At 49.8% G+C, this 12,512-nt stretch carries 10 protein-coding genes; 3 read left to right on the top strand and 7 right to left on the bottom strand.

Annotation, left to right across the window (positions count from 1 at the left end):
* Positions 1-41 precede the first annotated feature (41 nt).
* From ACTS3T_RS10210 to ACTS3T_RS10180, 7 genes are all read right to left on the bottom strand, one after another.
* Positions 42-953, bottom strand: a complete 912-nt coding sequence (locus ACTS3T_RS10210) for an NAD-dependent epimerase/dehydratase family protein (protein ID WP_377961533.1) — start codon at positions 951-953, stop codon at positions 42-44.
* A 10-nt stretch (positions 954-963) separates the two neighbouring features.
* Positions 964-1,533, bottom strand: coding sequence for a dTDP-4-dehydrorhamnose 3,5-epimerase (gene rfbC, locus ACTS3T_RS10205; RefSeq protein ID WP_377961536.1), 570 nt, complete (start codon positions 1,531-1,533; stop codon positions 964-966).
* 156 nt (positions 1,534-1,689) lie between these two features.
* On the bottom strand, positions 1,690-3,042 hold the full coding sequence (gene rfbH, locus ACTS3T_RS10200; protein ID WP_377961538.1) for a lipopolysaccharide biosynthesis protein RfbH: 1,353 nt from the start codon (positions 3,040-3,042) through the stop codon (positions 1,690-1,692).
* A gap of 27 nt (positions 3,043-3,069) precedes the next feature.
* The gene (gene rfbG, locus ACTS3T_RS10195; RefSeq protein WP_377961541.1) at positions 3,070-4,194 is read right to left on the bottom strand and encodes a CDP-glucose 4,6-dehydratase; all 1,125 of its coding nucleotides are present in this window, start codon (positions 4,192-4,194) and stop codon (positions 3,070-3,072) included.
* Entirely contained in the window at positions 4,191-5,000 is an 810-nt protein-coding gene (gene rfbF, locus ACTS3T_RS10190; protein WP_377961543.1) for a glucose-1-phosphate cytidylyltransferase, read from the bottom strand. Before rfbF ends, rfbG begins: the two co-directional genes overlap by 4 nt.
* A gap of 372 nt (positions 5,001-5,372) precedes the next feature.
* Complete coding sequence (locus ACTS3T_RS10185; RefSeq protein WP_377961546.1) at positions 5,373-6,533, bottom strand: glycosyltransferase family 4 protein; 1,161 nt, start codon at positions 6,531-6,533, stop codon at positions 5,373-5,375.
* Positions 6,534-7,167: 634 nt separating this feature from the next.
* On the bottom strand, positions 7,168-7,464 hold the full coding sequence (locus ACTS3T_RS10180) for a DUF3288 family protein (protein ID WP_377961548.1): 297 nt from the start codon (positions 7,462-7,464) through the stop codon (positions 7,168-7,170).
* 108 nt (positions 7,465-7,572) lie between these two features.
* Here ACTS3T_RS10180 and ACTS3T_RS10175 point away from each other — a divergent pair, with 108 nt between their 5' ends.
* The 3 genes from ACTS3T_RS10175 (at position 7,573) to fusA (ending at position 12,254) form a co-directional block, all read left to right on the top strand.
* Positions 7,573-8,676, top strand: coding sequence for a mechanosensitive ion channel family protein (locus ACTS3T_RS10175; protein ID WP_377961551.1), 1,104 nt, complete (start codon positions 7,573-7,575; stop codon positions 8,674-8,676).
* Positions 8,677-8,714: 38 nt separating this feature from the next.
* Complete coding sequence (locus ACTS3T_RS10170) at positions 8,715-9,833, top strand: mechanosensitive ion channel family protein (RefSeq protein WP_377961553.1); 1,119 nt, start codon at positions 8,715-8,717, stop codon at positions 9,831-9,833.
* 330 nt (positions 9,834-10,163) lie between these two features.
* Positions 10,164-12,254: an elongation factor G gene (fusA, locus tag ACTS3T_RS10165; RefSeq protein WP_377961556.1), complete on the top strand. Its 2,091-nt coding sequence runs from the start codon at positions 10,164-10,166 to the stop codon at positions 12,252-12,254.
* Positions 12,255-12,512: the final 258 nt, after the last annotated feature.

Below are 12,512 nucleotides of genomic sequence, written 5' to 3'. Positions count from 1 at the left end.
GGCTCAAACTCCTACAATCACAGTGAACTTTTGGGGAATACCTAAACAGAGACCAGCCGCTGGCTAAGCATTCGGCAAAAATCGCTTAAAAAAGCATCAATCTGCTGACCCGGTAAATACACTTGATCTAAGTAGCGACTGGTGTAGGTAAACTGCGGCGGCGAGGGTTCGCCTTCGGGCATTATCAGCTCAATCGAACGCCCCAGGTGATGCATCGCCTGTTGAACACGTTGAGCCAATTCTCGAATACTGATGGTTTCTGGCCCAGCAACGTGCAGCAGCGGGTAGCGTTCAATTTGCTCAACCGCCGCCGCGATCGCAGCGCACAGGTCATACACCGCAATAAAATTACGCTGCTGATAGCCCGGTGTTCGCAGCACAATTTGGCCTTGCTCCACCGCCTCACGACAAAAAGCTAGGGGTGTCAGCGTCCAGCGATGGCAGCGATCGACATCCGCCGGAATGCCAAAAAAGTTACTGGGTCGTACGACCAACCCTTGCAGACCCTGCTGTCGGCAGTAAAGTCGTACGTAGTCTTCTGCTTGCAAATGGCTCAAGCCATAATCATTGACTGGCTGCGGCTGACAGGTTTCATCAACCACCCCCTGAGGATGACCAAACACATGAAAGGTAGAAAGATAAACAAATCGAGGAATGGCGTTGTGCAGGCAAAATTCTAAAGCTGCTCGGGTTCCGGCCACGTTTTGCCCAATACTGCGGTAGGGCTGCTCACGGCAGGTCACTTCATGCGCCGCCGCCGCATGAATAAACAAATCTACGGAGGTTGAAATTCGTTGCTGCGCCAGCAACGCGGGTTGGTCAAGGTCAATCACCAAATCGGCGGTGGGCTGACGCGAAGCTTTGAGTACCTGCCAGCCCTGAGACGCAAAATACTGGCAGGCAATGCCGCCAAAATAGCCATTGGCACCGGAGATAAGAACAGTTTGGGTCATGGGCTTAGTTCTAGACACGGGCGGGTTCTAAAGGAGCCGAAAAAACGAAAGGACTGGCAAAATCTGCTAGCGTTGGAAACGTTTGATCCCGACTTGATAGGATAGGAACCGCACTCGGCCAGGGAATGCCTGCCGAATCCCAGCGGATGCCAGCGTCGTGTTCAGGAGAATAAACGGTGGAAACCCGGTAGAGCATTGTGGCTTGTTCACTCACAGCGTAGAAGCCGTGGGCTAACCCTTTAGGCATATAAAGGGCGATCGCATTTTCAGCACTTAAGCTAAACGTGGCAAACTGGCCGTAAGTCGGCGAACCCAGCCGCAGATCGACCACTGCATCTAACACTTCTCCGGCAGTGCAGTAAACCAGCTTGACATGGTCTTGAGGTGGCAATTGAAAGTGTAGCCCTCGCAAGACATTCTGGCGAGAGTGAGAGTAATATTCTTCGGCAAAATGAGTCTCCAGCCCGTGCTGCCGAAAAATATCTTGATGAAAGGTTTTTACAAAACTACCGCGCTGATCCGTAAAAATGCGGGGATGAATTTCGTAGCAGCCAGGAATCGGCGTTGGTTTAATATCCACGATGACGGGGGGTGAAAGTTTAGGAGTCGATCAAATTGGTTGGCAGTAGGGAGAAACAAAACAGGACTCAGGCAGAGGGGCAGCGGCGAAGAAAACCGTTAGTGTTGCAGACGAGCTTCTCTAGGCACCGCTTTGTCCCCTCTCCCCATCCAACCCTTAGCGACTGCGGCAAAAGTCGCGAATCGTAGCGGTGGTATAGCGCAACATCTCTTCGCTCAGCCCTGGATAAAGGCCAATCCAGAAAGCGCCTTGCATGACGCGATCGCTGTTGGTTAGTTCACCCACCACCCGGTAGTTAAGTCCTTCATAGAGGGGCTGGCGAACGAGATTACCACCAAACAGCAGACGAGTGCCAATACGGTTGGCTTCGAGGTGCTGTACCAGTTCATTGCGGCTAAAGGGGGCGTCTTCTTTCACCACCAGCAGATAGCCAAACCAGCTCGGTTCAGCCTTCTCAGTCGCCTGGGGCAAGATGAGGACATCTTGTAGATCTTGCAACTGCGCCGAGAGAAACTCAAAATTTTGCCGCCGCTGCTCAATAAAGCCAGGAAGTTTGTCAAGCTGAGCGCACCCGACAGCGGCTTGCATGTCGGTCATTTTTAAGTTGTAGCCGACGTGCGAGTAGGTGTATTTGTGGTCGTAGCCAAAGGGGAGGGTACCGAGCTGCCAGCCAAAGCGCTTGTTACAGGTGTTGTCTACCCCCGGCGCGCACCAACAATCTCGCCCCCAATCGCGGAAAGATTCGACAATTTTGCGAAGACGCGCATCGCTGGTCAGCACCGCTCCGCCTTCGCCCATGGTCATGTGGTGAGCTGGGTAAAAGCTGACGGTGGAAAGATGTCCAAATGTGCCCGTTCGTTTGCCGTCGTAGAGGCTGCCAACGGCGTCGCAGTTGTCTTCAATCACCCAAAGGTCATGCTTTTCGGCAAATTCCATCACCGCTTTGAGGTGAAACGGGTTGCCCAGGGTGTGAGCCACCATGATGGCGCGGGTTTTGGCCGAAAGCGCTGCCTCTAGCTGGCTGACATCAAGGTCATAAGTCCCTAGCTGAACATCTAAAAAGACGGGCACTAGCTGATTTTGAAAGATGGGGTTAACGGTGGTGGGGAAGCCCGCCGCCACCGTAATCACCTCGTCTCCAGGTTTAAGCTGCTTATCGCCGAGTTTGGGTGAGGTCAGCGCGGATAAAGCCACTAGGTTAGCTGATGAACCAGAGTTAACCAGCAGGCAATGTTTAACCCCTATCCACTCGGCAAAGCGCCGTTCAAACTCAGCCGCATAGCGTCCGGTGGTAAGCCAAAAATCCAGCGAGGAGTCTACCAGCTTAAACAGTTCTTGCTCGTCAAACACTTTGCCCGAAACCGGGACATACGTTTGCCCAGGGCTAAAGGCTTTGGCCTGGAACTTGTAGTCGTAGTAGCGCTGTACGGCGGCGAGGACTTCAGCGCGAAGTTCTTGCTCAGGATTTAGGTTTTGGAGGTTAGACGGACGAGGAATGGATTGGGTCATGACAGCTTTTTATCTACAAGTAGTAAATTACGCACCAGCCGCGATCGCTGATTGGCCTGCTTTAATATCAGCTTGGTATTGCTGAATTTGGTGTAAGGTTAATTGCCGAAATGCCTCAACATCTGAGGCGGATAGCTGATCGGCTTGGCGATACCAGCTCACCGTTTCTTTCAATGTGCGCTCAAAGCCCCAGGCTGGCTGCCAGCCTAGCGTATGAAAAGCTTTATCGGTGACTAGATTGAGCAGCTTGGCTTCATGAACGGCCTGCGGGTCAGATTGATCTAGCCACGTTCCTGGCCAGTGCGATAAGATTTGCTCGACCAAATCTTTGACCGGGCGGTTAGAAGCTAAGGCAGGGCCAAAGTTGAACGCTCCGCGCAAGCTGTGATCCGCCGCAGTCGGTTGTTCTAAGCCTTCGTACAACCGCTGAGCCAGTAGCAGATAGCCACCTAAGGGTTCTAGCACATGCTGCCAGGGGCGAGTGGCTCGTGGGTTTCGCACCGGAATCGGTTGCTGGCGCGACAGCGATCGCATGGCATCGGGCACAATGCGATCTTCTGCCCAGTCGCCGCCGCCGATGACGTTACCTGCTCGGGCACTGGCGATCGCCACACAGCCATGCGGCTTTTCAAAAAAGGAGTTACGCCAAGAGGCGATCGCCAGTTCAGCCGCCGCTTTGCTAGAGCTATAGGGATCATGACCGCCTAAGGGATCATGCTCTCGATAGCCATAGACCCATTCCCGGTTTTCATAGCACTTGTCGGTGGTGATAAACACCGCTGCGCAAGCCTGGGTGCAGGGCTTCAGCGCCTCTAGCACATGAATGGTGCCCATGACATTGGTGTCCCAGGTGTCCAGCGGCTGCACATAAGAGCGCCTTACCAAAGGCTGTGCCGCCAGATGTAGCACAACATCAGGCTGGGTTTGCTCCACTAGGGTCTTGACCCGTGCTGCATCGCGAATATCGCCAATGTGATGATCAATTTCTGCAGCTAGATTGAGCTGGGTAAACAGAGCGGGCGTTGTCTCCGGTTCCAAGCTCAATCCGGTCACTTTTGCCCCCAAATGCCAGAGCCACAGCGTCAGCCAAGAACCCTTAAATCCGGTATGCCCCGTGACTAAAACGCGCTTGTCTTGCCAGAACGACTTCATTTCCACACCTGCCAGGGAGCTTTGCCGCTATGGTGCAGTTTATTGAGCAGTTCTAGCTCCCGGTAGGTATCCATACACTGCCAAAAGCCGTCATGTTTGTAGACGGCCAATTCTCCCAAAGCTGCCAGTGTTTTGAGCGGCTCGGCTTCAAAAACGGTGTCATCGCCCTGAATCAAATCCAGCACTTTACGATGCAGCACAAAGTAACCGCCATTAATCCAGCCCGTACTGGTTTGCGGCTTTTCTTGAAAATAAGTCACCAGGTTGTCTTCGATCACCAGTTCGCCAAAGCGCGAAGCCGGTCGTACGGTGGTCATTGTTGCCAGCTTGCCGTGGCTGTAGTGGTAGTCCAGCAGCTTAGCAATATCCACGTTGCAAACCCCGTCTCCGTAGGTGCCCAGCAAAATATCGCTGTCCATTTTGTCGATATAGCTTGCTAAACGCTTGAGCCGTCCCCCAGTCATGGTTTCTTGGCCCGTGTCTACCATCCAAACTTTCCAGTTTTCCTCGTGGCCGTTGTTGAGCTTGGTGACTTTTTTCTCGCCTAGCTCTAGCAGCACATCGTTGTGATTCCAGTCGTAGTTAAAGAAATACTCACGGATCATCTGCCCTTTGTAGCCCAGGCAGAGCATGAAGTTTTGAAACCCGTAGTGAGCATAGGTTTTCATGATGTGCCAGATCATGGGGCGATCGCCAACCATGACCATTGGCTTAGGCCGAAATTCAGTTTCTTCTTTCAGGCGAGTTCCTTTACCACCGCAGAGGATGGCAACAGGAATTTTGGAGAAATCGGGTGCGCTAGACATCGTATTAAAACCAATAACAACAGGCCGAACGTTGTGGCTTTAGCAGGAATTTATTGGCAAGAGCGCAGTGTAGAGTTAAGACAAATAGAGTAAAGCAGAGAACAACTGCCTCAGTAATTTTCCTCAAATAAACCATCAGGTTTATTCCTGGCTCAGGGACATTATTGAATATGCGCTTTAGAAAACCCCAATCTCCGAGACTAAGGTTGCTGAAGATTTATAAATCTACGAAGTCTTTGTAAATTCCAACCTATTCGCCAGAAGCCGATCAGGATAAACCCTGAGCCGCTTCATCTAAAAATTTGCAAGTTCTACAGCTAAAAGAAAAGTTTTACAGCAGCAGGCAACCGAGAGCTTGGAGGGAGGGGGCTTTTAACGGCGCACCTGCTCATAAATTCGCATCAGTTGCTGGTAGTTGCTCTCAGCGGTGTAGTGGGCTTCAAACTCAGCTCTAGCTGCCCGCCGCATTGCTGCCAACCGCTGCGTATCGGCTAACATCCAGTGAACCTTAGTCGCTAAATCAGCCGCATTGCCCGGTCGAAATCGTACGCCTGTATGACCGCTTTCAACCAGCTCAGCGATCGCCCCTAAATCTGAAGCAACAACAGGCGTTCCCTTAGCAAAAGCTTCTACCGCAACCCGACCAAAGGTTTCGTACCACTTAGAAGGAAAGATCAAAAACTGAGCCTGCCCCATCAGCGCATGCACTTCAGCCATAGGCCGCCGCCCTAACCACTCAACGTTAGAGAGCCGCGCCGCAACGGCTTGTACTTCATCTGCTAGTGGCCCATCGCCAACAATCTTGAGCGGCATTGGGGTTTGCAACAGTTGCCAAGCCGCAAGCAACGTATCTAGCCCTTTTTCAACCGAGAGCCGTCCCACATAGAGGGCAAACCCGCCTTCCCCCTGGCCTACCCCTGGATCGGGATAAACAAAGTTAGGCTTAACGACGATCTTCTCAGGCGGTAAGCCACCTTGAATAAATTTTTTGCGGGCAAATTGGGTCAGCGCGATGTAAAGATCCACCTGGTGGTGCCAGGTGCCCATGCCCTGATGAGTCACGAGCATGGCTGCTGTCGCCGCTGTTGCCGCTCGATTTTGCCGATAGCAGCTATGTAAAACGCCCGGATAAGGGACTGGCTTACCCAAACAATCTTCGCAAACTCGACCCTGCCGAAAAAACAAAGCATTAGGGCAAAGTAAGCGATAGTTTCTTAGCGTTTGGATAACCGGAACGCCCTCAGCTTGGGCGGCATAATAAACAGAAGGCGAAATTAAAGGAAAAAAGTTTTGGACATGCATCAATTCGCAGCCAGTAGCCCGTATTTTTTGCGTCACAATCTGATACGATTCGCGCGACCAGATCGTCCGCTGAGCTAGCTGTAGCGCTTTGAGTTTTTCGGTGCGATCGTTGGTTTCTTCGTAAATTTCAACCTGGTGTCCTTTTTCGCTTAACAGTTTGACCTCAGCTGCCCAAGACTCATCCTCTCCGCCTCGAATTTGATAACTATTGTGGATACTTAAAATTTGCATAGAGTTACTTTTAGGACAGCTAGCGTACTGTACTCAAGCAATTAAGGTTTCCTGGGTATTGCCACCAAATTTTCAGTAAAACCTTCTAGAAAACGGCTGTAAGAACTTTGTAGCTAACCGTAATTTAATCTAGTTCATTAATGCCTTATCGGCTTTGTATAGAGTTTTACGAAAAACCAAACTTATGCAGATTTTCTCAAAGATTAAGTAAAGCTGTGATCTAGCTTACCAACGCCTTGGCAGACAGGCTGGAGGCTATTGCTTTTGTGCCCTCCTCTTCAATTCTTCTTTCACCCCAATTGAAGACTTCAATCCATTACGATTTCTCTACTAGCCCCTTGGAGAATAGAAGCAAGGCAATGAGAGGTGTTTGGCGACTGATAGCTAACAGCAGCAGCCGAAGGGCAGAAGGCAGAATAAGTAAAAGCTTTTCTATCAGTGGCTTTTAGCCGTTGAAGTGGCTTAGCCGGGTGGTCATGGCTATACTCATCAGCCGATTCTTAGTGAGCAAGGCTCAGATGAGCAGATCAGCGGCTTTGAGCTGGCCTGAACACATATAGATCGGTAGAGGCGATGACGACCTAATTTCTGCCAGAGTGGGGATGAAAACTCACTAGGGCTGAATCCGTTAAGGTTAGCTCCAGTCTTCGCGGCCGCTGCCCCGTCCCCGATAGACATTTTCGCTTTGGTGAATTTGACGCGTTTGCTCGAACAGTGTGGCTTCTGTTAGCCCCCACTGCTGGAGTAATTGATCCAAATCTTTTTGGATATCGCGTGCTCCTGGAAAGCCTGTGTAGCGAATGCGTAAACGGGCTAACTCCGCTAAGTTCAGGTGAGTGGGTTCCCCAGCTAGGAGTTGATTGACCAATTGGCGATCGCTTTTGTACTGAGGATGTTGCTGGTCTTTGCTGGTAGGCGTATCGGAAGTCATTAAGCTTGAGATATTTCCAATTTGAGGTGATTGACGATATTGCTATTGGCGATGGCTTAAAAACCAGGCTCGCAAGTTTTTGACGATAGATCTTTATCCATGCTAGTGATGATGTCTGCCGAGGCTTTACCGCTCAACCATTATCCCCTGATTCAGCTCAGCCTGTTGATTGGCTTAGCTGTTGCTTTAACCTTTGCGGTTAGCCAACTTTTCTCACTTTTGCTCAATTTCGTCTTTAGCCGTTTTTTATCGCGAGATTTAGGCTCATTCTATAGTCGTGTTATTCAACCACAGCGATCGCTACTGGGCATCGTCATTGCTTTAGGCATTTTAGACCTCGTGGCCATTACGCTGCTACGCCTGATTTTGCAAGTAGATTGGTACCGACAAATTGAGCTGCCGCTGACTTTAGCCTTGACGCTGGCGTTAGGCTGGCTGGGTTCGCGCCTCTTTCAAAGTTATTTTGACAACTATTTATTAGATGCCGCCGTCCGAGCCGGACGCAAAGTAAATAGCGAATTTTTAGTGCTAGCTAAATTCTTTGCCAATTTTTTGATCGTCATCATTTTAACCATTCTCTTTGGTCAAACTCATGACATCAACATTTTTGGGGTGGTAGCTAGCCTGGGTATTAGCGGTATCGCGATCGCCTTTGCCGCCCAAAAAGTTTTAGAGCAAGTCTTGGGTGGGGTGGTCATTTTTATCGATCGCCCGTTTGGAGTTGATGACTATATTGGCTTACCCGACGGCACCTATGGCCGAGTGGAGTCAATTGGGCTGCGCTCAACAAAAATTCGCACCTCCGGCAAAGGGACACTAGCGATCGTGCCTAACAGCGTCATTATTCAATCTACGGTTGAAAACTTTACGGGCGCTAAAAAGGTAATGGCAATTATCTATCTCACCTTTTATCGCCTGATTCCAGCTGACGAGCAAGCGCTCATTCGCCAGGTCATCTTAGAAAGCACCAAAGACATTTTTGGCATTGATTCTCGCAATACCGATATTCTGTTCAAAGCTCTAGCGGGTGAGCAAAAATCTCAGGCACAAATCACCTTCTTTATTTTGGGATCCGGTGAAGTCTCTATGGAAATTCGGCGGCAGGTGCTAGATATTGCCAATCAAAACCTGACCCAGCGGCTAAAAACCTATGGCATTGCCTTTGATATTGAAGAACCCACTATTTATGTAGACTCCCCTATCACCATCTAAGCCTCACCGCTGATTCCCTCGTTTTTTGCCTTTGCTCTATGAACTTGGATAGTCTTCTGACAACCTTACAAATTAATCCGGGTGAAGTCCCTAAATGGATTATTTTTCTAATTTGCCTGCTGCTTTCTCTGGTCATAGGGCGCTATACCCCGGCAATTGTCCGCTTTGCCATGCATCGTTTTTCTAGCGGGCAGGTTACCACCATCTACGCCAACTTAGTAGAACCTATTCAGGGCACCTTTCGGCTAGCGGGCACGTTTCTGCTGATTTCTCTATCTATGGCTTGGCTGCGGGGAGAGTATGTTGGCCTGTATAACTTTTTCAAACCTTTAGTTGATTTAGCCGTCATTGGTAGCGTGGCGTGGCTGGTGTCGCGTCTTTTTCGGCAGGTCGTAAGAATTTACGGCATTGACCTGCTGCGCAAACTGGGTCGCGAAGTCGATGAGCTGTTGCTGGTATTTGAAACCTTGGCTAACGTAGCTATCGGCTTTATTGCGGTGCTGGCCTTTGCTCAAAGCCAAAACTTTAATCTAATTGGCCTGATGGCCAGCTTAGGTATTGGGGGATTAGCGATCGCCTTTGCCGCCCAAAAAATTCTAGAGCAGTTGCTCAGTACCATCGTTTTATATCTCGATCGCCCCTTTGTCCCTGGTGAGTATATTCGCTTATCAAACGGGCAATTAGGACGAGTAGAGTCGATTGGTCTGAGATCCAGTAAAATTCGTACCTCGGCTAAAAGTACCCTCATCGTAGTGCCCAATTCTAACTTAATCAGCATGGAGATTGAAAACGTCTCACGGGCTAAAAAAGTGATGGTGCTGCTCTACCTCGATTTCTTAAAACCCCTTGATGAGCAGGATGCCGCCCTCGTTAAGCAAGTAGTCAGTCAAAGCACAGACTCGTTATTTGGCATTGACCCCGGCAGCACCAGCATTTCCTTCTCCAATCCCAATGCCACCACCGAAAACGGCTTTATTCGCTATACCCGAGCGCGAGTAACCTTTTTCATTTTGGGATCTAGCGACAACTCAATTGATTTGCGCAAACGACTTTTAGAATTAGCCAACGATTCTATTGCCAAACAGCTCATTAGCTACGGCATTGAGTTTAGAGTGCAAGAGCCAACCGTTTACGTTGAATCACCCGTGACGATTTAGTACGGTTTTCTGTAACGAAGCCTTTACAGCAAAAGCTCTCAAGATCGATAAGATTGAATCAGGACTTAAGTCAATCTAAAGAGCTACGGATTGTGTTTTCGGTTCGGTAACTTGACTGCTAACCGAAGTCGCTTAGCGTCATATTATTTTACAATCGTTTAGATTGGCTATGATTAGCACTGTCACTACGGGCATAACAATGGACTTGTAGGTCATGTTCGCGTGATTGAGATCCAGTCCGCCATGACATATAGGGACAACACAGATTCCTTCTGAGTAACCTTTGAAGGTGGCTAACAACCGTTTGTCGCACTGAACTAGAGATCAGATATGAAGAAAGACATCACGCGCTATCGCAACATTGGTATCTTCGCTCACGTAGACGCGGGGAAGACCACCACCACCGAACGAATTCTTAAGCTCACCGGAAAGATTCACAAAATCGGTGAGGTTCACGAAGGTGCGGCAACGACAGACTTCATGGAGCAAGAGCAAGAGCGGGGAATCACAATTCAATCCGCTGCTACTTCCTGCTTCTGGAAAGACCACCAGCTCAATATTATTGATACCCCCGGACACGTTGACTTCACTATTGAGGTTTACCGCTCTCTCAAGGTATTAGATGGCGGCATTGGTGTCTTCTGCGGTTCTGGCGGCGTTGAGCCTCAGTCCGAAACCAACTGGCGCTACGCCAACGACTCTAAAGTGTCGCGGATTATCTACGTCAACAAGCTAGACCGTACCGGAGCTGACTTTTTCCGCGTCGTGAAACAGGTTGACGAAGTCCTAGCGGCTAAGCCTCTGGTCATGGTACTTCCCATTGGCACTGAAATTGATTTTCGCGGTGTTGTTGACCTCTTAACTCGCAAAGCCTGGATTTGGGATGATTCTGGCGATCCCATGAACTACGAAATTCAGGATGTGCCTGAAGACATGGTTGATCAAGTCGAAACCTATCGAGAACAGTTAATTGAAACTGCGATCGAGCAAGACGACGCCATGATGGAGAAGTACCTCGAAGGCGAAGAACTCTCTGTCGAGGAGATCAAGCAATGCATTCGTAAGGGAACCCGTGATCTGGCTTTCTTCCCCACCTACTGCGGTTCCTCTTTCAAAAACAAAGGTGTACAGCTCGTGCTTGATGCTGTCGTTGACTACCTGCCCGACCCTACTGAAGTCAAACCTCAACCTGAGATTGACCTAGAAGGTAACGAAACGGGAAGCTACGCTTTTGTCGATCCGGAAAAGCCGCTACGAGCACTGGCGTTCAAAATTATGGACGATCGCTTCGGGGCGCTCACCTTTACGCGAATTTATTCGGGCACAATTGCCAAGGGCGACACCATCCTTGATACCGCTACTGGCAAAACCGAACGGGTTAGTCGCCTGGTAGAAATGCATGCCAACTCGCGGGAAGAGATTGAATCTGCCCAAGCGGGAGACATCGTAGCGCTGATCGGTATGAAGAACGTTCAGACCGGGCATACGCTTTGTGATCCCAAAAATCCAGCCACTCTGGAGCCAATGGTATTTCCAGAACCTGTGATTTCGATTGCCGTTAAGCCCAAGAAAAAAGGGTCTGACGAGAAAATGGGAATGGCCTTGAGCAAGATGGTGCAGGAAGATCCGTCTTTCTACGTTGAAACCGATGAAGAAAGCGGTGAAACCATTATGAAGGGGATGGGTGAACTCCACCTTGACATTAAAGTAGATATCCTCAAGCGCACTCACGGGGTTGAAGTTGAGGTAGGCAAACCTCAGGTAGCTTATCGCGAGTCAATCACCAAGCGAATTGAAGATAGCTACACCCACAAGAAGCAGTCGGGTGGTTCGGGTCAGTACGGCAAGATCGACTATGTGATTGAGCCAGGTGAAACCGGAAGCGGCTTCTTGTTTGAGTCAAAAGTGACGGGCGGAAACGTACCTCGCGAATTTTGGCCAGCGGTGCAAAAAGGGTTTGAAAACAGCGTTGACAAAGGGCCTTTGGCTGGCTTCCCCGTGGTAGACCTGAAAGTAACGCTTACCGATGGCGGTTATCACCCGGTTGACTCATCTGCGATCGCCTTTGAAATTGCGGCCAGAGCAGCCTATCGTCAGTCTTTACCCAAAGCTGGCCCTCAACTGCTCGAGCCGATCATGAACGTAGACGTGTTCACCCCAGATGACTATATGGGTGACGTAATTGGTGACCTCAACCGTCGTCGCGGCATGATCAAAGCGCAAGAGTCTGGCCCAACTGGCGTGCGGATTAAAGCTGATGCGCCTCTAAGCGAGATGTTTGGCTACATTGGTGACCTGCGGACGATGACCTCAGGTCGGGGACAATTCTCCATGTCGTTCTCTCACTATGCCCCTTGCCCCAGCAACGTGGCAGAAGAAGTGATCAAGGAAACTAAAGAGCGTCAGGCCGCAATGGCATAGGCTGACAGTCCTTTAGGCAAATTCCGCTAAAACTAGGGCAGGTAGCGTCAGCTATCTGCCCGTTTTATTTCGCTTTTGCCAATCTAAAAAAAATTGAGGAATTTACGTCGTTTTGGCCTACGAGGAATCAAAGTCTGACCCCAATTTGATAGAAGAAGGTTATAGCTGTGTCGTGGCCAACAGAGTTAAGACACTCAAATTGCTGCCAACTCCTGACAAAAAACTTTTCCTTCTGCCCTCAGCCCTTTGCCTTTAGCT

Origin of the sequence: Almyronema sp., from assembly GCF_052168255.1 — a bacterium.
GTDB lineage: Bacteria > Cyanobacteriota > Cyanobacteriia > Phormidesmidales > Phormidesmidaceae > Sphaerothrix > Sphaerothrix epifaneia.
Note: the sequence above shows the minus strand (reverse complement) of the source record. Positions and strands in the feature narration are given on the sequence as shown.